This is a genomic window from Serratia sp. NPDC087055 (assembly GCF_044900985.1).
Taxonomy (GTDB): Bacteria; Pseudomonadota; Gammaproteobacteria; order Enterobacterales; family Enterobacteriaceae; genus Serratia.
In genome coordinates this window covers 710,686-732,168 of the sequence record NZ_JBJDOG010000001.1, presented here as the reverse complement: position 1 = coordinate 732,168, position 21,483 = coordinate 710,686, and the positions used below count along the sequence as shown (strand labels likewise).

General features: G+C 53.0%; 20 protein-coding genes. 13 read left to right on the top strand and 7 right to left on the bottom strand.

Annotated elements, in window-relative coordinates; translation table 11 throughout:
* The first annotated feature begins 231 nt into the window (after positions 1 to 231).
* The 5 genes from mdtH to ACI2J2_RS03395 all read left to right on the top strand — a co-directional run bounded on the left by mdtH (position 232) and on the right by ACI2J2_RS03395 (position 4,919).
* On the top strand, positions 232 to 1,437 hold the full coding sequence (gene mdtH / locus ACI2J2_RS03415) for a multidrug efflux MFS transporter MdtH (RefSeq protein WP_265553664.1): 1,206 nt from the start codon (positions 232 to 234) through the stop codon (positions 1,435 to 1,437).
* Positions 1,438 to 1,523: 86 nt separating this feature from the next.
* Positions 1,524 to 1,772 carry a hypothetical protein gene (locus ACI2J2_RS03410; protein WP_209634017.1) on the top strand — a complete coding sequence of 83 codons (249 nt, stop codon included), beginning with the start codon at positions 1,524 to 1,526 and terminating at the stop codon, positions 1,770 to 1,772.
* A gap of 129 nt (positions 1,773 to 1,901) precedes the next feature.
* Positions 1,902 to 2,549 carry a glutaredoxin 2 gene (grxB, locus tag ACI2J2_RS03405; protein WP_404759412.1) on the top strand — a complete coding sequence of 216 codons (648 nt, stop codon included), beginning with the start codon at positions 1,902 to 1,904 and terminating at the stop codon, positions 2,547 to 2,549.
* A 28-nt stretch (positions 2,550 to 2,577) separates the two neighbouring features.
* On the top strand, positions 2,578 to 4,218 hold the full coding sequence (locus ACI2J2_RS03400; RefSeq protein WP_404759411.1) for an ABC1 kinase family protein: 1,641 nt from the start codon (positions 2,578 to 2,580) through the stop codon (positions 4,216 to 4,218).
* Between the two features lie 137 nt (positions 4,219 to 4,355).
* Positions 4,356 to 4,919, top strand: coding sequence for a lipoprotein (locus ACI2J2_RS03395; protein ID WP_404759410.1), 564 nt, complete (start codon positions 4,356 to 4,358; stop codon positions 4,917 to 4,919).
* Between the two features lie 89 nt (positions 4,920 to 5,008).
* Here ACI2J2_RS03395 and yebF read toward each other — a convergent pair whose 3' ends face one another.
* From yebF to dbpA, 4 genes are all read right to left on the bottom strand, one after another.
* Entirely contained in the window at positions 5,009 to 5,368 is a 360-nt protein-coding gene (yebF, locus tag ACI2J2_RS03390) for a protein YebF (protein ID WP_209634024.1), read from the bottom strand.
* A gap of 70 nt (positions 5,369 to 5,438) precedes the next feature.
* Positions 5,439 to 5,747, bottom strand: coding sequence for a N(4)-acetylcytidine aminohydrolase (gene yqfB, locus ACI2J2_RS03385; RefSeq protein WP_037419871.1), 309 nt, complete (start codon positions 5,745 to 5,747; stop codon positions 5,439 to 5,441).
* A 39-nt stretch (positions 5,748 to 5,786) separates the two neighbouring features.
* Entirely contained in the window at positions 5,787 to 6,110 is a 324-nt protein-coding gene (locus ACI2J2_RS03380) for a YebG family protein (RefSeq protein WP_209634028.1), read from the bottom strand.
* Between the two features lie 88 nt (positions 6,111 to 6,198).
* A complete protein-coding gene (dbpA, locus tag ACI2J2_RS03375) occupies positions 6,199 to 7,581 on the bottom strand; it encodes an ATP-dependent RNA helicase DbpA (protein WP_265553676.1) in 1,383 nt (460 codons plus the stop codon).
* A gap of 243 nt (positions 7,582 to 7,824) precedes the next feature.
* Here dbpA and purT point away from each other — a divergent pair, with 243 nt between their 5' ends.
* Positions 7,825 to 9,003: a formate-dependent phosphoribosylglycinamide formyltransferase gene (purT, locus tag ACI2J2_RS03370; protein ID WP_404759409.1), complete on the top strand. Its 1,179-nt coding sequence runs from the start codon at positions 7,825 to 7,827 to the stop codon at positions 9,001 to 9,003.
* A gap of 33 nt (positions 9,004 to 9,036) precedes the next feature.
* Here purT and ACI2J2_RS03365 read toward each other — a convergent pair whose 3' ends face one another.
* On the bottom strand, positions 9,037 to 9,279 hold the full coding sequence (locus tag ACI2J2_RS03365) for a YoaH family protein (RefSeq protein ID WP_209634034.1): 243 nt from the start codon (positions 9,277 to 9,279) through the stop codon (positions 9,037 to 9,039).
* Positions 9,280 to 9,342: 63 nt separating this feature from the next.
* On the bottom strand, positions 9,343 to 10,350 hold the full coding sequence (locus ACI2J2_RS03360; protein ID WP_209634036.1) for a glycosyltransferase: 1,008 nt from the start codon (positions 10,348 to 10,350) through the stop codon (positions 9,343 to 9,345).
* A 496-nt stretch (positions 10,351 to 10,846) separates the two neighbouring features.
* Between ACI2J2_RS03360 and pabB the strand changes: the two genes are divergently transcribed.
* The 4 genes from pabB (at position 10,847) to ACI2J2_RS03340 (ending at position 16,506) form a co-directional block, all read left to right on the top strand.
* Positions 10,847 to 12,220, top strand: a complete 1,374-nt coding sequence (pabB, locus tag ACI2J2_RS03355) for an aminodeoxychorismate synthase component 1 (protein WP_265553680.1) — start codon at positions 10,847 to 10,849, stop codon at positions 12,218 to 12,220.
* The gene (locus ACI2J2_RS03350) at positions 12,217 to 12,795 is read left to right on the top strand and encodes a CoA pyrophosphatase (protein WP_404759408.1); all 579 of its coding nucleotides are present in this window, start codon (positions 12,217 to 12,219) and stop codon (positions 12,793 to 12,795) included. Before pabB ends, ACI2J2_RS03350 begins: the two co-directional genes overlap by 4 nt.
* Positions 12,796 to 13,241: 446 nt before the next feature.
* Entirely contained in the window at positions 13,242 to 14,606 is a 1,365-nt protein-coding gene (sdaA, locus tag ACI2J2_RS03345) for an L-serine ammonia-lyase (RefSeq protein WP_209634042.1), read from the top strand.
* Positions 14,607 to 14,889: 283 nt separating this feature from the next.
* Positions 14,890 to 16,506 (top strand): EAL domain-containing protein, encoded by a 1,617-nt coding sequence (locus tag ACI2J2_RS03340; RefSeq protein WP_209634044.1) that lies wholly within the window; start codon positions 14,890 to 14,892, stop codon positions 16,504 to 16,506.
* Between the two features lie 18 nt (positions 16,507 to 16,524).
* Here ACI2J2_RS03340 and ACI2J2_RS03335 read toward each other — a convergent pair whose 3' ends face one another.
* On the bottom strand, positions 16,525 to 18,069 hold the full coding sequence (locus ACI2J2_RS03335) for a TerC family protein (protein WP_209634046.1): 1,545 nt from the start codon (positions 18,067 to 18,069) through the stop codon (positions 16,525 to 16,527).
* A gap of 572 nt (positions 18,070 to 18,641) precedes the next feature.
* On the opposite strand from ACI2J2_RS03335, the gene manX reads away from it, so the two are divergent.
* From manX to ACI2J2_RS03320, 3 genes are all read left to right on the top strand, one after another.
* On the top strand, positions 18,642 to 19,613 hold the full coding sequence (manX, locus tag ACI2J2_RS03330) for a PTS mannose transporter subunit IIAB (protein ID WP_209634048.1): 972 nt from the start codon (positions 18,642 to 18,644) through the stop codon (positions 19,611 to 19,613).
* 181 nt (positions 19,614 to 19,794) lie between these two features.
* On the top strand, positions 19,795 to 20,592 hold the full coding sequence (locus ACI2J2_RS03325) for a PTS mannose/fructose/sorbose transporter subunit IIC (protein ID WP_037419902.1): 798 nt from the start codon (positions 19,795 to 19,797) through the stop codon (positions 20,590 to 20,592).
* 15 nt (positions 20,593 to 20,607) lie between these two features.
* Positions 20,608 to 21,450 (top strand): PTS mannose transporter subunit IID, encoded by an 843-nt coding sequence (locus tag ACI2J2_RS03320; RefSeq protein WP_209634050.1) that lies wholly within the window; start codon positions 20,608 to 20,610, stop codon positions 21,448 to 21,450.
* The last annotated feature ends 33 nt before the right edge of the window (positions 21,451 to 21,483 follow it).

Sequence of the window (21,483 nt, the reverse complement as noted above, 5' to 3'; positions counted from 1 at the left end):
ACCGCATATACCCTCATTTAATATAACCGCAGCCAGCCCAGGAGGTAAAACCCAGACAGCTCAGTAAATAAGCGATTGGCCATTTTACGGCTATTTTTGTGCGGTTTTGCCGCGCAGGTAACGTATTGACGATAAAAAAATATTATCTACCCCGCCCCTATCGGCAATCCTGGATTGGGTACAAACTAGAGCGGTCGCACTCCTCTCCCTCTTAATTGCTCGTGGTGAAGCATGTCTCTGGTATCGCAAGCTCGGAGCTTGGGTAAATATTTTCTATTACTCGATAACCTGTTGGTGGTTTTAGGCTTCTTTGTGGTCTTTCCACTTATTTCGATCCGCTTTGTCGATCAGCTTGGCTGGGCGGCCGTCGTGGTCGGCGCTGCGCTAGGTTTACGGCAGTTAATCCAACAAGGTTTGGGGATCTTCGGTGGTGCGATCGCCGACCGATTTGGCGCCAAACCGATGATTGTCACCGGTATGCTGATGCGCGCCGCAGGCTTCGCGACGATGGCAATGGCCGATCAGCCCTGGTTGCTCTGGTTTTCTTGCGCCCTTTCCGCCCTCGGCGGCACGCTGTTTGACCCACCACGCACTGCGTTGGTCATTAAGCTCACCCGTCCACATGAGCGCGGCCGCTTTTACTCCCTCTTGATGATGCAAGACAGCGCTGGCGCGGTGATTGGTGCCTTGATCGGCAGTTGGCTGCTGCAATACGATTTCCATTTTGTCTGCTGGGTCGGCGCAGCCATTTTTGTACTGGCAGCGGGCTGGAACGCCTGGTTATTGCCTGCGTACCGCATTTCCACCGTACGCACGCCGATGAAGGAAGGCATGATGCGCGTGTTGCGCGATCGCCGTTTCCTTACCTACGTATTGACACTTACCGGGTATTACATGCTGTCGGTACAGGTCATGCTGATGCTGCCCATCGTCGTTAATGAAATCGCCGGTTCACCGACCGCGGTAAAGTGGATGTATGCCATTGAAGCTGCGCTGTCGCTGTCACTGCTTTATCCATTGGCACGCTGGAGCGAGAAACGTTTCCGCCTGGAACAACGGCTGATGGCTGGCCTCCTGCTGATGACGCTCAGCCTGCTGCCAGTGGGGTTGGCAACCAGTCTGCAGGGCGTCTTTACGTTGATTTGCTGTTTCTATCTCGGCTCAATCATCGCTGAACCGGCACGTGAAACCCTGAGCGCCTCGCTGGCAGATCCGCGGGCACGCGGGAGCTATATGGGGTTCAGTCGCCTCGGGTTGGCACTGGGTGGCGCGTTGGGTTACACCGGCGGTGGTTGGATGTATGACACCGGTCACGCGATGAACATGCCAGAACTGCCGTGGATCCTGCTCGGCATTGTCGGTTTTATTACCCTGTTTGCGCTTTATTGGCAGTTCAGCCCACGAGGTGCCACCACTGCGATTGTGCGCGGAGGCTGAGTTTTTTCTCTAAGTTGCCAGAAAATCAGCCGAATTTCTCACAGCTGCTATCCTGATAGTAAAAACACAAACGGGAGACGTTGGCGATGAGTGATGAAAACAAATTACCGCAGTTGCTGGAACACATGGTGCTGAATCTGCGTATGCTTTACGCGCGCTCAACATTGGTAGAAAAGGCGCTGGCCCACATTATTGCCGAGAATGCCGGCCTGAAGAATGACATTGTCAAACAACTGCAGATCGTCAATGCCACCACCGAGCGTGATAAAATCGATTTGGAAGAGGCGCGAATGCATCTGATAGAAGTGATTAATTCCGTCCCGACAAAAAAATAATCCCCGCATTGATCCGCGCTAAATGCGCGGATCAAACAACAATAACGCACCTTCCAGCAAGAACTCTTCGCGACAGCCTCAGTATGCTGTGATAACTATTGCTATTAAAACCTGACAACCGGAGCAAGCATGAAACTGTTTATCTACGATCATTGCCCATTCTGCGTTAAAGCCCGCATGATTTTCGGCCTGAAAAACCTGCCCGTTCGCCTGGTCACCTTACTCAGCGATGATGAAGCGACGCCTGTCAGTATGATTGGCAAGAAAATGGCCCCTATCTTGCAAAAAGATGACGGCAGCTATCTGCCTGAAAGCATGGATATCGTGCACTACGTCGATAATCTTGATGGCAAACCGCTGTTGACGGGGAAAACCAACCCAGCGATTGCCGACTGGTTGCAGCGCGTCGGCAGCTATAGCCTTTACTTATTGCTGCCCCGTTTTGCCAATGCTGACTTCGAAGAATTCGCCACTGACGGTGCACGCCAATACTTCACCGATAAAAAGCAGGCATCAATCGGCAGTTTTGCGAAGCACCTCGGTGACAGTGCCGATTTGATTGCCCAATTGGAAACGGACCTCCAGGCACTTTCCAGGCTGATTGTCTCCCCTGAAGCAGTAAAGGGTACGCTGTCTGAAGACGATATTCACCTGTTCCCACTGCTGCGTTCGTTGTCGATCGTCGCCGGGCTGACACTTCCGGAAAACGTGGAAGCCTATCGCAACCGTATGGCACAGCGTAGCGATATACCGCTGTTGTTCGATATGGAACAGTAATCCCATGCAATAAGGATATAGCGCGCAAATGTTAAAAATGGTGCTCGTCACTGCCCGCGATCGGGCAAGGCTGAAAGAGATTTCTGCGGTACTCATCCGCTACGGATTACAAGATGTCATTCGCCTGCTCGGCCTGAGCACCCTGCTGGGCAGCAATGACGTGGGCAATCAGCCACAAGACAGCCAAACATTGCCGCAGCGTTTGCGCGCCGCACTGGAAGCGCTCGGACCCACCTTTGTCAAATTTGGCCAAATTCTGGCAACTCGCTCAGACTTGCTGGATTCAAGTTGGACTGACGAACTTGATCGTCTGCACAGTCAAGCCGCCACCTTACCCTGGGGCGAACTGGCGCCACAAATTACAGCGGACTTGGGTGGGGATCCTCACAACCTGTTTGCTGAGTTTGACGACGTGCCTCTGGCGGCTGCATCAATGGCGCAAATTTACCGTGCCCGGCTGCACAGTGGTGAAGCCGTGGTGATCAAAGTGCTGCGCCCCGGCCTGGCGAAAACCATTCATGCCGATTTGCGCCTTCTGGCCTATTTGGCGGAAACCGTAGAGCAGCAAAGTCCGGCATTGGCTCGTTATCGACCACGTCAGATGGTACGAGCGCTGGCAACCGCACTTAATCATGAACTGGATCTGACTCACGAAGGCAATAACTGTGAGCGGGTCGCCCAACAGTTTGCACAGCAACCCGATGTCGTCATCCCGAAAATTTATTGGCCGCTGTCGTCAAAGCGCCTGCTAGTGCAGCAATTTTTGCCCGGTATAGCACCGGAAAATCCGCAACAACTGGCAGCGGCAGGCTTCGATGGCCCGCTGCTCGCACGACGCGGCGCTCAGGCCTTTATGAAAATGGTGCTGGAGCACCGTCTCTATCACGCCGATCCGCATCCGGGCAACGTTATGGCCCTGGCGGATAACCGTGTCGGCTTTATCGACTTTGGCATGGTCGGCCAGCTTTCCGAACGGCGACGCAATCAGCTATTGCTGTTGCTGCAAGCCATTGCTGAAAGGGAATCCGGAGGGATCGTCAATACCTTGATCGCCTGGTCAGACAGCGATCCTTTGGATCTTCTGGATCTGGAGTTGGCGGCCCAAAACTTTCTCGATAAGCAAGCCTCTGCCACCTTAACGTTGGGCAAGGCGCTGGCTGATTTGCTGGTAATGGCACGCGAACATCAGCTGGCGCTACCGCCGGATCTGGTGCTGTTGTTCAAGGCCTTAATCACCACAGATGGTGTACTGCACCGCTTAGATCCCAACTTCGATATCATCGCGACCCTAAAACCCATGCTGCAACAGGTCATGTTGCAACGTTACGCCCCAGAAGCGGTGCGGCGACGCATGCTGGCACTGGGCGGTGAGGCACTCGACGCAGGTGAAGAACTCCCGCAGACGCTACGCCTGTTAATGCGTCGGCTGAAGCGCGGTCAGCTCAGCGCCGACATCAACCTCAAGAACATTGATCAGCTGAGCAAAGCATTGGAACGGGCCGCCGTCACACTGGCCATAGCCATCGTCACCGCCGCCTTCGCTCTCGGCCTGGCACCTTTCCTGATGCAATCATCGGTGCACCTATGGGGCATCCCGCTGTTTCCTGCACTGGGTGCACTGGCCTGTCTTGGTGGCGTGTTGTTGTTGGTGCTGCGTCTGCGGCGCTAAACAATTTCAGCGTTATCCGATAGGTCATGTCAGATTTCCCGCGCACTATCAATATTATCCCAGGTTCCGGAATGAGCGCTGTATACTGCGCCCATAGCAATCAGGGCGCTTTAGTCGCCCCTTACATGTGAGTACTTATGAAGAAGATTTTAATGGGTGTTGCTGCCCTGGCGTTCGTCGGCGCATTGGTCGGTTGCAATCAGCTGACCCAGTACACGCTCAGCGAGCAAGAAGTGAACGACTACCTGCAAAAACATAACGATTACCAAAAGCAGATCGGTGTGCCGGGGTTGCTGGACGCCAATATCGTACTGACTCAATTGCAGAGCCAAATTGGCCGCAGTGAGCCCGGCAAGGTTACCCTTTCTGGCGATGCGAAAGTGAATATTACCTCGATTCTCGGCCCGCAGACGGCAGATTTGAAGCTAACGCTGAAAGCGCAACCGGTCTATGATCGTGAGCAAGGCGCGGTATTCCTGAAGGACATGGAATTGACTGGCTATAGCGTGCAGCCGGAGAAAATGCAGACAGTGATGAAAGCGCTGACGCCGTATCTGAATCAGTCGCTAAAATCCTATTTTGATCAAAAACCGGCCTACGTTCTGAACCCGGACAACAGTAAAACAGAGGCAATGGCCAAGAAACTGGCCAAAGGATTGGAAGTAAAACCGGGTGAATTGGTCATCCCATTTACTGACTAACACTAGCCTGGAACAAACAGCCCGCTGAATAAGGCGGGCTTAATATTTTCAGGCAGGCAAACGTAAACGACACCGCCAGAAATCGGGTATTACTGTGGTTCACTGTAGGTGATTTTGCCCGCATTGCAATCGAGGGTGACGTTGTAGGTTTTATCCTGCTTAGTGCCGCGCACTGTCAACGGCACCTGCCAGACGGCATCTTTGCCGGAAATAGCGTCCGGGCTTACCCATGCGATCGGGGTAGCGGTACCCAGCAGCTTTTTATCCGATTCCCAGCGTGTAATGCGGTTTTGTAGATAATCGCGTTTCACCTGTGCAGCAACGTCTGCCGGTTGCAGACCCGCGCATTGCGCCACTTTGGCGCTACGTTGCTCTTGCGCCTGCACCGTCGTGGTTAAACCTGCCATGGCCAACAGTGCTACGGCTAAACTCAGACCTGTTGTTCTCATATTCCCTCCAGTTGTGATTTACGCTATCCGCAGGCATTTGCCCTTGGCTCACAACTGGTCTGGCGAAAGATCAGCGCTTCGCGAAGGTGATGACAAACAGCTCATCCAGCCCCGGATAGATTTCCTTGATCACCTGCTTCAGCTCGCTGAGCGACATGTTTTCCTGCCGAGCATGCAGCTCGGTTAACGCATCCAGCCGTACCGGCGTGACTGACAGGACTTCAATCATGCAAAAGAATACGTTGTCTTCATTACGGCTAACACGTAAGACCTCACCGGGTTGAAAGTGAGATTCACTGGCATCCCGAATGGTGATGGTCTTGAGACCGGCCAAGATGTCTTGTTCAAAGCGACTGAAGAAAGTTATTTCACGGCTCATTCTAGATCCTTTTTCATCACATTGCCGCAACATAAGTCATTATGCTGCCTGCTTTTCTGACGCAGATCCCTCTTTTGTGGTAGCGACAGGTTTTTCCGCTTTAACTTTGGCCGGTTTCTTCGGTGTTTCCACCGGCGCGGCGCCGCGCAGGATTTGCCCCAGCACGTCTTTATTCTCCGCCAGGAAGAAACTCAGCCCTTCACGTTGCTCGTCATCCAGGCTCAATGGCGCCTGTTGCAACCATTCACCGAGGCTGTCGGCCAGATCCAGCATTTTGTCGTAAGCATCGGCTTCTTTCTTGGTTGCGAAAGTCATCTTTTCCTCACCGTTTCTCACCACCACATAGTGAACTTCAACTGCCATATGCGCATTCCTCAAAGGTTAGAATACTGTAATTCCATACAGTATAAGGTGATTTTACGCAGGGATGCAAGTGCACCCCTGACGTGATTTATTTCAACAACCGCACCTTGCAGTTCTTACCCTTGATTTTACCCTGTGTGAGCTGTTGCAGTGCCTTACGGGCGCTCGCCTTGCGGATCGCCACATAAGCATGCACGGGGAACATGTCTATCTTGCCCACTTCTGCTGCCGTTAACCCGGCGTCGCCGGTCAAGGCACCAAGAATGTCACCAGGACGGATTTTGGCCTTACGCCCACCGTCGATACACAAGGTGACCATCTCGGCTTCAAGTGTCGTATGGCTCGCGCCACTCAGTTCAGACACCGGTGCCCAGTTAACTCTTATCTGCAAATACTCTTCAATCGCATGCGCACGCGCCATTTCCTGCGGTGTGCACAGGCTAATTGCCAGGCCGCTCAGGCCAGCGCGGCCGGTACGACCTATACGGTGTACATGCACTTCGGGATCAAATGCCAGTTCATAATTGACAACCAGTTCCAGCTCTTTAATGTCCAGACCGCGTGCAGCAACGTCGGTCGCCACCAGTACACGGCAGCTACGGTTGGCAAAGCGCACCAGAACCTGATCGCGATCGCGCTGTTCCAGATCGCCATGCAGCGCCAATACGCTTATGCCTCGCGCTTCCAGCGCTTCATATACGCTCTGGCAATCACGTTTAGTGTTACAGAACACCACGCAGGAAGACGGTTGATAATGACGAATGGCCGACACCAACACCGCAGGGCGCTGATCGCGGGTGGTTTCATAGAAACGTTGTTCGATGGTGGTTTGTTCTTCACCGTCGTCCACTTCCACATTTAACGGATTGCGCTGTACGCGGGCACTGATGCGTTCAATACCGCTCGGATAGGTTGCCGAGAAAAGTAGCGTCTGACGTTGCGGCGGCGTATAGCTGATGACATCGTCGATGTCATCGGCAAAACCCATGTCCAGCATGCGGTCGGCTTCGTCCAAGACCAGCACTTTCAGTTCGTCCAACACCAGCGTTTTCTTACGCAGGTGTTCCTGAATACGCCCCGGTGTCCCCACGACAATATGCGGTGCATGCACCAGGGAGTCGAGCTGTGGCCCCATAGGCTGGCCACCACACAGGGTCAAAATTTTGATGTTTTGAGTGAAGCGGGCAAGGCGGCGCAGCTCTTTGCTCACCTGGTCCGCCAGTTCACGTGTCGGGCACAGGATTAGCGCCTGCGCAGCCACTTGGGCAACGTTAATTTTATCCAGCAGGCCGATGCCGAATGCCGCCGTTTTACCGCTGCCGGTTTTTGCTTTGGCACGTACGTCCTGCCCTTTCAGGATGGCGGGCAATGCAGCAGCCTGCACCGGTGTCATTTCGGCATACCCCAATTCGTTGAGGTTGGCCAACTGTTCGGCTGGCAGCGGCAGGGAAGAAAAAGAAACTGTGCTCACGGCGATAACTCTTATATGGCAAATGGAATGGCGGCGCGCCCATGGGCAGCACCGAATTAACCGCAGATGATAACAGAGATAGGGGGGATTACGGATTTCACACATAAAAAAAGCCGCCACTTGCGGGTTTTGACGGCGGTGGCAGCAATAGGTTGGCCTTCGGCTGCACACGCAAACGTTTTCGTATATACTGCACGCCCATTATCAGACCGCTTTACACTCCACAGATCCAGGTACGAGACTATGTTAACTATTGGAACCGCCCTGCGCCCCTCCGCCACCCGCGTTATGCTGCTCGGCTCCGGCGAGCTGGGTAAAGAAGTTGCCATCGAATGCCAGCGTTTGGGACTGGAAGTGATCGCTGTTGATCGCTACGCCGATGCTCCCGCCATGCACGTGGCACACCGCAGTCACGTTATTAACATGCTGGACGGCAACGCGCTGAAAGCCGTGATTGAACAGGAACGTCCTGACTATATCGTGCCAGAGATCGAAGCCATTGCCACCAGCATGCTGGTTGAGCTGGAACAGCAAGGACACCATGTGGTGCCCTGCGCCGAGGCAACGCGACTGACCATGAACCGCGAAGGCATCCGCCGCTTGGCCGCAGAAACGCTCGGTCTGCCCACCTCGCCTTATCGGTTTGCTGATGACAAAGTGACATTCCAGCAGGCTGTCGATGACATCGGCTATCCCTGCATCATCAAGCCGGTCATGAGTTCATCCGGCAAAGGCCAAAGCCTGATCCGCCGTCCGGAACAGCTAAACGCAGCCTGGGAGTATGCCCAACAGGGTGGCCGTGCCGGGGGCGGTAAAGTGATTGTCGAAGGTCTTGTGGAGTTCGACTTTGAAATCACCCTGCTCACCATCAGTGCAATTGATGGCGTGCATTTCTGTGCGCCAATCGGCCATCGCCAGGAAGATGGGGATTACCGCGAATCATGGCAACCTCAACAGATGAGCGATCTGGCGTTGAGCCATGCGCAGGCGATTGCGGAAAACGTGGTGAAAGCATTGGGGGGTTTTGGTCTGTTCGGTGTAGAACTGTTTGTGTGTGGGGACGAGGTTATTTTCAGCGAAGTGTCCCCACGGCCGCATGATACCGGCATGGTGACCTTGATTTCGCAAGATCTGTCCGAGTTCGCCCTGCACGTTCGCGCTTTCCTGGGTCTGCCCATTGGTGCGATCCGCCAGTTCGGGCCTTCGGCATCCGCAGTCATTCTGCCACAGTTGACCAGCCGTGACCTGCGTTTCAGCGGTCTGGACCACGCGCTGGTCGGTCACAACCAACTGCGTTTATTCGGTAAACCGGACATTGACGGTCAACGTCGGATGGGTGTCGCGCTGGCTACGGCAGAAAACATAGCGCTGGCGGTAGAATCAGCCAAACAGGCTGCGGCTGCGGTCGTGGTTGAAGGGTAATTCTTTGGGGCCGGCTTGCCGGCCCCTGAAATATCAATAGTTTTCGTCTTCTTCCGAGTCATCATCAGCCAGATCGTCCGGCCGTTCCTGATGCTCTTCATCGTCTTCGTCATCAAACAGCACGCTGACCTGGTCACCCTGGTGTTTTTCGCGGATTTCCTGTGCAACGCGCGCAATGGCTTCACCACTGCTCATGCCTTGTTCCATCAACGAATGGATACGATCAGCAGCTTCCTGCTGCTCTAGATGGCTCAGGGACGGCATACCTGCAAGCATGTGATTCTCTCCGGCAAAATGGAGAGCGAGTATACCCCCTAAACCGACGGATCCCAACGCTTGTTATTCAGCAGCAGGTTGCGAAACATGCTCACCGTGCCGCCACTGTTTCAGACGATGGAGCCAGAGTATGACGTGCCAGCCTTGTTTTAGACCACGCGCATTGGCGAACATGGCGCGATCAATACCGCGTTGGTAGAATTCATCGGTGATTTGGCACTGTGCAGCCAGTTCAGGTTCACGGCGGATACTGTGGCAAATACCCAATGCTTCGCGCGTGATTTGCCAATGGAAAGCCGGCCTGATGTCGATTTTTCTCGCGTAACGCTGGTTAAGTACCCTCAGCATCTCCACGATTTTCATATAATGGCGCTGATATTCCACGTTGGCTTTACCAATACGGCGGCGATTGCTAATCGATTGGTCATGAACACGCTGGCGATACAGCGCTTTGCTGATATATTTCACCCGCTTGGCATTAAACATCACTTCGGTAGTCCAGGGAATGTCTTGGTGATGTAAACCCGGCTCGAAATACAACTGATGCTGTTTAATAAAATCAAGGCGATAAACGGCTAACCACACCACATGAATAAATTTTCTTGATTTCAGCGCGCGCTCCAACCATTGAACACCGCTTATAACCTGTGTATCGCCCAGTCGTTTGAGTGGAATAATCGGTTGAAGCTCACCCTCATGGGAAAAATAACGTTCACCATTGCACTGCATAACATCCAGCTGATTTTTTTCGGCCAGTTCAATCAAGGTTGAATACATCTCAGGCGCCAGTAAATCATCCGCGTCAGGAAACGCGACATATTTCCCTTTGGCAACGGCCAACCCGGCATTGCGTGCGCAGGACACACCCGCGTTACGCTGATCAATGACAGTAATGTGTGGGTGCTGTCGGGCATAACGATGGGCGATATCGCCAGAGCCATCGCTGGAACCGTCATTGACGATGATCACTTCCAATCGCTGTTCATTTTGGGCCAGCAATGAAGCCAGAAAAGGCTCAAACAGCTCGCCCACGTTGTGCAACGGGACAATAACACTCAGCATTAGGGGCATAGGCAGCTCTTCGTAAAAAGTAACGAATGAATATTCTTAAAATATCAGGGTGCATTTAAATAAAATGAAGCACTTGCCAGTCGATTTACTCGAAGGCATACATGCGTCTTGTTACCATTTATATTTTTATACGTACGCTCTCACAGGCAGTAATTCATTACCCAAATTACAGAACACCTTGGCATTGTTAATAAAATAATCGCCTGTACCATCAGCCAATGATAACAACCAAAAACAATAACCGAGTGAAACTAATAGTTTAATTTTCCGGTTGTCATTTAGATACAAAAATATATCGAGCGTTGACTGATGTAATTATTTTTAACATAGTAAACTTTAGCTAAAGTCGCAAAAAATGCTTCATTTGCAAAATTGTTTACCCACCGTTTATGTAAAGTGTGCTTCAACCACTGATACCAAGACATGCACCCGCCGGTTGAATATGGCAGAATAGCCAACAGAAACAGCCGTCTGTTAGTCAGGTTTATTGAGGCCCATGAGCATAACTGCACCGAATCTTAAGTCTTTACCTTATACCCGCACTGCACTGTTAGAGCTGTTTGCACCGCTTGCACAGCAGCCTTGGGCGATGCTGTTGCATTCCGGTTTTGCCGAACACCCACACAACCGTTTCGATATCCTGGTCTCCGCCCCCTGCGCTACCTTAACCACACGGGATTCCCTCACCGAGATCCACTGCGGTGAAGCGCATTGGCAATCTTCGGAAGACCCTTTCAGTCTGTTGCAACAGCAACTGGATCAACTGAACCTGCACCCGGCGATGGATACCTGCCTGCCCTTTCAGGGCGGCGCACTGGGGTTGTTCGGTTATGATTTGGGTCGCCGCGTGGAAAAACTGCCGCAATTGTCTCAGGCAGATATCACACTGCCGGATATGGCGATCGGCATTTATAACTGGGCTTTGATTGCCGATCATCACCGACAAACGCTGACACTGCTGAGTTATGACGATGTAGAGCAGCGCTGGCAATGGCTCAAGGGCCAACAACCTGAAACCCGACGCGCATTCACGTTGACCCGTAGCTGGCAAGCCAATATGACGCGGCAACAGTACGGTGAAAAATTTCAGCGCATTCAGCGTTATCTGCGCAGTGGTGACTGTTATCAAATCAATCTGGCACAGCGATTCTCTGCTGAGTATCAGGGCGATGAATGGCAAGCATTTCAGCAATTAAGCGCCAGTAATCGTGCGCCCTTTTCTGCCTTCTTGCGCTTGCCACACAACACCGTCATGAGCGTTTCACCCGAGCGTTTTCTATGGCTGGAAGATCACCATATCCAGACGCGTCCCATTAAAGGCACCTTGCCACGCCTGGCCGATCCTGAGCAGGATGCTCAGCAAGCGCAACGGTTGGCGAATTCCGCCAAAGACCGCGCGGAAAACCTGATGATTGTCGATCTGCTGCGTAATGATATTGGCCGTGTCGCCGAACCTGGCAGCGTGAAGGTTCCCGAGTTATTTGTGGTAGAGCCCTTCCCAGCGGTGCATCATCTGGTTAGCACTATCACGGCGACCCTGCCGGAACACACCCCTGCGACGGAATTGCTGCGCGCGTGTTTCCCCGGCGGTTCCATTACCGGTGCCCCCAAAGTGCGTGCGATGGAGATCATTGAAGAGTTGGAGCCACAACGACGCAACGCGTATTGCGGCAGTATTGGGTACATCAGCGTCTGCGGTACCATGGACACCAATATCACCATTCGCACACTCATCACCGAAAACAACCGTATTTACTGTTCCGCCGGTGGCGGTATCGTTGCCGACAGCCAGGAACAGGCGGAGTATCAGGAAACCTTTGATAAAGTTGGCCGCATCTTGCCACAACTGGGGGAGTTTACCGCGTCGTGAACCAGCAGACTTATCCAACCTCATTGGCAGCCTTTATCAGCCGTTTTCAGTTGCAGCTGCCACAGGCGTCGCAAATCTCACATAACGTTCGCCCGGCGGCAGTGTTGATACCTATCATCTGCCGCCCTGAGCCGACGTTGTTGCTCACCCGCCGCGCCGACTCGCTGCGCAAACATCCTGGACAGGTCGCCTTCCCTGGCGGCAAAACTGACGCCGACGACGGTTCATCGGTGATCACCGCCCTGCGGGAAGCTTATGAAGAAGTGGCGATCCCACCGGAGGCGGTGACCATCCTGGGGCAACTGGCACCCCTCGACAGCAGTACCGGCTTCCAGGTCACCCCTGTTGTGGGGCTTATTTCTCCAGATGTACGATTCGTCGCCAACGCAGATGAAGTTGCCGATGTTTTTGAAATGCCATTACACGAAGCATTGACGCTATCGCGCTATTACCCACTCGATATTCAGCGTGCCGGTCATTCCCACCGCATTTATCTTTCTTGGTATCAGAGCCAATTTGTCTGGGGATTAACCGCCGCCATCATCCGGCGCCTGGCGCAGCAGGTCAGTATTTAGCGTCAATTCCGTGACCGCGATCACAAGCCAAACGGTTACCTGCGTAGTTGGCGCGGGTAAAGCGATCGGCATCACTTCATTTGTTTGCTTTTTCAACTACCGTTCTGGCTATCAGAGTTTTAAAAAAACTGTAAACCCTCTCTTCAACCTTACGAAATACCTGTAAAATACTGCCGTCCGGGATAAACCACTATTTTAGCAAGGTTTAAACTGGCCGCGTTCAGCACGGGAAGCAGGCGCGATTGCCATTAACGGAGTTTAGGCAACGGAAGGTTCCAGGGCCGGCCGAATGTCTGAGGCAATCACTAACAGAAGTAACACCACGGATTATTTTATTTCATGCGAAAAAGACAACCGAACCCGTACGGTCCTTTTACAATATCGCTGTTCCCTGCGCGGTTTTTAACCGCTGCAGCCATAACAATATGCCTCTAAGGAGTTTTAGCGTGATTAGCGTTTTCGACATGTTTAAGATCGGCATCGGCCCGTCCAGCTCTCATACGGTTGGACCGATGAAAGCCGGCAAACAGTTTGTCGACGATCTGGTAAATAAAGGCCTGATGCCTTCTATCACGCGTGTTGCTGTAGATGTTTACGGCTCACTCTCATTGACCGGTAAAGGTCACCATACCGATATCGCTATCATCCTCGGCCTGGCAGGTAACATGCCGGATACCGTTGATATCGATAGCATCCCGGGTTTTATTCGCGATGTAGAACAACGTCAACGCCTGATGCTGGCCAATGGCCAGCATGAAGTCGATTTCCCGCGTGATGGCGGCATGGTTTTCCGCAGCGACAACCTGTCACTGCATGAAAACGGCATGCAAATCCACGCCTTCGCCGGGGATAAACAAGTTTACAGCAAGACTTACTATTCTATCGGCGGGGGTTTTATCGTCGATGAAGAAAACTTCGGCAAGGCCGACGAGCATGAACTGAGTGTCCCATATCCGTTCAGTTTTGCTCGCGAAATGCTCGATCACTGCCGTGAAACCGGGTTGTCCCTGTCAGGCATGGTGATGCAAAACGAACTGGCATTGCACAGCAAACAGGACATCGAAACCTATTTCGGCAACATCTGGCAGACCATGCGCGCCTGTATTGATCGTGGCCTGAATACCGAAGGCGTGTTGCCGGGGCCGCTGCGTGTTCCACGCCGTGCATCCGCCTTGCGCCGTCTGCTGGTTTCCTCAGATAAACTGTCCAGTGACCCAATGAACGTGATTGACTGGGTCAATATGTTTGCACTGGCAGTGAACGAAGAGAACGCGGCAGGCGGCCGTGTTGTCACGGCGCCGACCAACGGGGCTTGCGGCATCGTACCGGCCGTGCTGGCGTACTATGACCACTTTATTGAGTCCGTTAGCCCAGACATTTACATCCGCTACTTTATGGCTGCGGGTGCCGTCGGTGCGCTGTACAAGATGAACGCCTCTATCTCCGGTGCCGAAGTCGGCTGTCAGGGTGAAGTGGGCGTGGCCTGTTCAATGGCTGCGGCCGGTCTGGCTGAACTCTTGGGCGGTAGCCCGGAGCAGGTGTGCATCGCGGCAGAAATCGGTATGGAACACAACCTGGGGCTGACCTGTGACCCGGTTGCCGGCCAGGTTCAGGTGCCGTGCATCGAACGTAACGCCATTGCTTCCGTGAAGGCGATCAACTCCGCACGCATGGCTTTGCGCCGTACCAGTGAACCTCGCGTATCGCTGGATAAGGTGATCGAGACCATGTACGAAACCGGTAAAGATATGAACGCTAAATACCGCGAAACCTCTCGCGGTGGTCTGGCGATCAAAGTGCAGTGCGACTAACGTCCTCACCCCGCCTTCACGGCGGGGTTTTTCTTGGTATGAACGCTGAGTAATCAAACCGCTAACACACACCAAGTGACAATGTCACGATAAAATATGTCGACACTGTCACGCCGATCCTGCGGTTAACCCGCAATTTAGCCCTCTGTTTCGCCAAATTTAAATAATTTACTGGGTTACCATCACTCTTGTATAACGACAGGCTAGAATTAGCCAAGTATCATTTAGGGCAGTTTGGCCTGGCGGTGATTTTTGGGCTGGCTTACCGAACAAGGATTTAGTGATGTTGATGACCCAACTTACCGTGACCAAATACCGTTATTACCGTTGGCTACTGGCCGGGGCGGTTGGGTTGGCTATTCTGCTACTCTCACTCTATACCCGTTATTACCAAGAACTTGGTACCATCGAACAAAACCGACAGTTTCTCGCTACCCGCACCGTTGCCAAAATTAATGATTTACTGACGCCCGCCCGACAACAAGCCGAACGATCCATGCCGATGTTGGACCAATCTTGTGAAACCGCAATGTCAGCATTGCGTTTCCGCGCCGCACAAAACCAGGCCTTACGTGCCATGTTATTGGTCAAAGATGGTGTTATTTACTGTTCCAGCCTGTTCGGCGCACGTAAGTATGATTTCAGCGCTATTTTACCCACCGTAGCAAACGATGGCGCGACACTGGTGCTGCGCCCTTCGTTAACCGTCGCCAAAGGGGTACCTACGCTGATCATGTGGACACCCGTTGCGCCAGGTGACAACCGCAACGGTGTGTTACACGTTTTCAATATAGAATTGCTGGCAAACTTTCTGCTGGAGCCTCAGGAACCCTTTGCACAGCGCGTGGTGTTAAACGTCGGCAATTACAGCCTGGAATACGGTCGTCGAGAGATCTTGCGCAGCGATACGCTGACGGCAGACCTACGGTATACGGCAAAATCTGCGCAGTATCCCTTCTCTATCTCATTATTTGGCCCACAGGCTAACATGCTGGCGCTGACGGCACTGCCGCGTCATATCCCATTGTCGCTGTTGATCAGTCTGCTGGCAGCCTATGTGGTGTATCTGCTGACAGCTAACCGCATGAGTTTGTCATACCATATTGGCCATGCCATTACCCATCGCGAGTTCCGTGTTTACTGTCAACCTATCATCAATGCCGAAACCGGCAGATGTGTTGGTGTTGAAACCTTGTTACGCTGGAAAAACAAACGTCAGGGCTGGATTTCACCTGATGTATTTATCCCGCTGGCAGAACAGCATGGCTTAATCATCTCCCTCACACGCTACCTGATAACCACTGTGGTAGAGAACCTGCATTTGTTCCCGCCACGCCCTTCGTTTTATATCAGCATCAATGTCGCCGCCGAGCATTTCAACGGGGTTACTATCATCGACGACATCCGCCGTCTGTGGCTGCCAGCCCATCCGATGCCGTCACTGATGCTGGAACTGACCGAGCGTACCGCATTGTCGGAAATTCAGTATGAGCAGATTAAAACGCTGAAAGAAATGGGTGTCATGCTGGCCATTGACGATTTTGGAACCGGGCATAGCTCTCTGAGTTATCTGAAAAAACTCAGCCCTGACGTATTGAAGATCGATCGCGGTTTTACTGCGGCAATCGGCACCGATGCGATTAACGCGACGGTCACCGATACCATTATTACCCTGGCACAGCGTTTGAAGCTGAAACTGGTGGCTGAAGGGGTAGAAACGGCCGAACAAGCGGATTATCTACGCTCACGTGATGTGAACGCCTTGCAAGGTTTCTATTTTGCCAAACCCATGCCGATCAATGTATTTCCGTTGTGGCTACAGCAATATGAATCGCGGTTACGGGCAATGAACAAGCGGGAAGAACGTCAAAGAGAAGAGGAACTCAAGCCGGAGGCATAATGCCCCCGGCCCGTGATATTACTGGTGCTCCTCGTCGTGAGGTTCCACTTTTGTGATACGCACCAGCTCGATACGGTACTCAGACACCTCGACGATTTCAAAACGCAGTCGATTAAGTTCTACCACATCACCCACGACCGGCATTTGGCCGTAGTGTGCCAGCAGGAACCCCGCCAAGGTGGCGTAATCCGCCGTTGGGCTAACCAAGTCTTCACAGTTTAGCGCCTGCTCCAGCGAGTGCATGTCAGCACCGCCTTTCACCAGCCAACTGTTGGATTCCACCACGATATCCGGCGTTTCATCCTCATCAGGGAATTCACCTGCGATCGCCTCCAACACATCCAGTGGCGTAACCAGTCCCTGCACTACGCCAAATTCGTTGGTGACGACGACCAAACGCCCTTTGGCACGTCGCAAGACTGCCAGCAGGTTAATCACGTCCATGGTCTCCGGCACGACGATCGGCGGTGTGCGCGCAGCGAATTCTGCGATATCTTCGCCCCGCTCTACTGCCACCAGCAGATCCTTGGCACGAACCACACCGATAATCTCATCCAGGGAGTCACGGCACACCGGGAACAGGCTGTGCGGCGTGTCCAGCAATTGTTCACGGACTTCTTCCCGTGAACGATCGCAATCCACCCATGAAATTTCGGTGCGCGGCGTCATGACGCTACGCAGGGAACGGGAGGCCAGCGTCAAAACACCGCTGATCATATAGCGTTCTTCTTCTGCGAAGGTTTCGTTTACCGGCATCGGCACTGCTTCATCTGTCTGCTGTGCTCGCTGTTGCCCCATCAAACGCATAATCGCTTCGGCGGTACGCTCACGCATAGGACGATGCGCCTGATGCTTGATAAAGTTACGGCGCGCGATTTGGTTAAACAGCTCAATCAGGATCGAGAAGCCAATCGCAGCGTACAGATACCCTTTCGGAATATGCATGCCAAAGCCTTCGGCGATCAGGCTCAAGCCGATCATCAACAGGAAGCTCAGACACAGCACCACGATAGTCGGATGCGCATTCACGAAGTTAGTCAGCGGTTTGGAAGCCACCAACATCACCACCATCGCGATAACCACGGCCGTCATCATTACCGCCAGGTCGTTCACCATCCCCACCGCGGTAATGACCGCGTCGAGCGAGAACACCGCATCAAGGATCACAATCTGCACCACAACAGCCCAGAACTTGGCGTAGCCCCGGTTAGCGCCATCTTGATGTGTTTGTCCTTCCAGCCGTTCGTGCAGCTCCATGGTGGCCTTGAACAACAGGAAGACACCACCGAACAGCAGGATCAAATCACGGCCAGAGAAGCTAAAGTCCGCCACGCTAAACAGCGGCGTGGTGAGCGTTACCATCCAGGAAATGACCGACAACAGGCCCAGACGCATAAACAGCGCCAGCGACAGACCGAGTATACGGGCTTTATCACGCTGCTTCGGTGGTAGCTTGTCGGCCAAAATGGCGATAAACACCAGGTTGTCGATACCCAGTACAATTTCCAACACCACCAGTGTCAGTAACCCAGCCCAAATTGAGGGGTCCATTAAAAATTCCATATCAGACTCCGAAAAAAAGACAGGATGGCCGAGCGATGCTCAGGCGTGACGATGCCGACGCAGGATTTGCGCAAACAACAGCAAGATAACGGGATTGCAGTACCGGGAGATGGCCGAACGGCCGTGTGATTTGTGCTACGCCAGCAGGTGGCGGGTGGAACCTTGAAAAACAGTAACTTCGGTGACAGTCCATAGGGTGGGCTGAGGCCCTTCACTCCTAAATATGAAAGAAGAAATACTCTAGCAGGAATTTTTTTGCCGGCAAAGAAGCTTTTTTACGTTCTGCATCGTCTTGTAACAGCTCTGTTGTTTAATTCCGCAAACACCGCGTTAAGACTTATCCGAGCGTTCAATAACAGAGCAATGTCACAAAATTTATTTTTTCACTCACTAAAATAAATGACGCTAACGTGGTTCAACGCGCACAGGCTTTTGAAACTGCGCGAGAAATGTTAAGAGCGGGTTTCCAAATATCTACCATAATGTATCTGAACCGCGGAAGTGACTGCCAGGAAGCAAATGAACTAAAGAACGACACAATCCGTGCATGAAGTTCAATGAGGAGGTAGCGAGTGGCAATAGCTATTATCATCGGCACACACGGGACCGCAGCGGAACAATTGCTGAAGACGACGGAAATGCTATTAGGCGAACAGGACAACGTCGCTTTTATAGATTTCGTCCCCGGTGAAAATGCCGAAACGTTAATCGAGAAATATAACGGAAAAATCAGCGGACTCGACACCAGCGGTGGCGTCCTGTTCCTGGTGGATACCTGGGGCGGCAGCCCTTTCAATGCGGCGAGCCGTATCGCCGTCGATAAAGAAAACTATGAGGTCGTCACCGGGGTTAACATTCCCATGCTGGTGGAAACATTCATGGCAAGAGACGACAACCCTGGCTTTGACGAATTGGTCGCGCTGGCGTTGGAAACTGGCCGTGAGGGTGTGAAAGCCCTGAAGAAACCAGCAGAAGAGAGTGTTAAGCCCGCGGCACAACAGAGTTCTCCCGTCGCAAAACCCGCAGCACCACAGGCACCTCTGGGCCCCAATGACCACATGAAGATCGGCCTGGCCCGCATCGATGACCGTTTGATCCACGGTCAGGTCGCGACCCGTTGGACCAAGGAAACTGACGTCACTCGCATTATCGTTGTCAGTGACGAAGTCGCCGCCGACCACGTTCGCAAAACCTTACTGACTCAGGTGGCCCCGCCCGGCGTCACCGCTCACGTGGTTGACGTAGCGAAAGCCATCCGCGTCTGGAATAACCCGAAGTACGCGGGTGAACGCGTGATGTTGCTATTTACCAACCCAACTGACGTGTGGCGTTTGGTGGAAGGCGGTGTGGACATCAAATCGGTGAATATCGGTGGTATGGCATTCCGCCAGGGTAAAACCCAGGTAAATAACGCCGTTTCTGTCGACGAAAAAGATATCGAGGCGTTTAAGAAATTAAACGAGCGCGGTATTGAATTGGAAGTGCGTAAAGTCTCGTCCGACAGCCGGTTAAAAATGATGGACCTGATTAACAAGCTCAATTAATGGCGACATTTCCCAAGATAATTGGAGTGGCATCGCAAAGGCACGTCTGCGAATCACCCGAAGCATAACGAACGATGTGACGAGGGTAAGCGGATTCAGCCAACAAAGATGCGGCTTCAAGTAGGAAGGGTATAGCCAATAATTATTTTACTCAGAGATCTTTGGTCATAGGAGAAGTGCAATGGAGATTACGACTCTTCAGATTGTACTGATATTTATCGTTGCCTGTATCGCCGGGATGGGTTCCGTCCTCGACGAGTTTCAGTTCCACCGTCCGCTGGTCGCTTGTACCCTGATCGGTTTTATTCTCGGTGATATGAAGACCGGCATCATCATCGGCGGTACGCTGGAGATGATCGCCCTGGGCTGGATGAACATCGGTGCGGCAGTTGCGCCAGATGCTGCGTTAGCGTCAATCATTTCTACCATTCTGGTTATTGCCGGCGGGCAAAGCGTCGGTGCCGGTATCGCCCTGGCCATCCCCTTGGCGGCGGCCGGACAAGTTCTGACCATCATCGTACGTACGCTGACGGTCGCCTTCCAGCACGCCGCGGACAGCGCGGCGGAACGCGGCAGTTTGCGCGCCATTACCTGGTTGCATATCTCTGCCCTGCTCCTGCAGGCGATGCGTATCGCTATTCCGGCGGTTATCGTCGCTATTTCAGTGGGTACTTCAGGCGTTCACGCACTGCTTAACTCGATCCCGGAAGTTGTCACCAGCGGCCTGAACATTGCCGGTGGGATGATCGTCGTCGTCGGTTACGCGATGGTGATCAACATGATGCGTGCCGGTTATTTGATGCCATTCTTCTACCTCGGCTTCGTGACCGCTGCCTTCACCAACTTTAACCTGGTCGCGCTGGGCGTCATCGGCGTGGTGATGGCCGTGCTTTATATCCAGCTCAGCCCGAAATACAACAAGTCTCAGGTTGTACAAGCCGGCCCGGCGAATAATGACCTCGATAACGAACTGGACTAGGAATAGGTGAGAGACATGGTTGATACAACAGCTCAAAAGAAACTCACGCCAGCCGATATTCGCGGTGTGTTTATGCGCTCGAATCTGTTCCAGGGTTCATGGAACTTCGAACGTATGCAAGCGCTGGGTTTTTGCTTCTCAATGGTACCGGTGATCCGTCGCCTGTATCCGGAAAATAACGACGACCGCAAACAGGCGATCAAACGCCACCTGGAGTTCTTTAACACCCACCCTTACGTGGCAGCGCCGGTGCTTGGCGTAACCATGGCAATGGAAGAACAACGCGCTAACGGTGCGCCTATCGACGATGCGGCCATTAACGGTATCAAAGTCGGTTTGATGGGGCCACTGGCCGGTGTGGGTGACCCGATCTTCTGGGGGACCGTACGCCCGGTATTTGCCGCGCTCGGTGCCGGTATTGCCATGAGTGGCAGCCTGCTTGGCCCGATATTGTTCTTTGTCCTGTTCAACCTGGTGCGCCTGTTGACCCGCTATTACGGCGTGGCTTACGGTTATCGCAAAGGGGTGGATATCGTCAATGATATGGGTGGCGGCTTCCTGCAAAAACTGACGGAAGGAGCGTCCATTCTCGGCCTCTTTGTCATGGGGGCGTTAGTCAACAAGTGGACGCACGTGAATATCCCGCTGGTCGTCTCGAAAATCACAGACCAGACCGGGCATACCACGGTCACCACCGTGCAAACCATCCTCGATCAGCTGATGCCGGGGTTGGTACCTCTGCTGCTGACCTTCGGGTGTATGTGGCTACTGCGCAAAAAAGTGAATGCGTTGTGGATCATCATCGGCTTCTTTGCCATCGGTATCTTCGGTTACTGGGTTGGTCTGCTGGGTCTGTAAAGGTGTTAACAGCCGGGGGGAAACCCCCGGCTT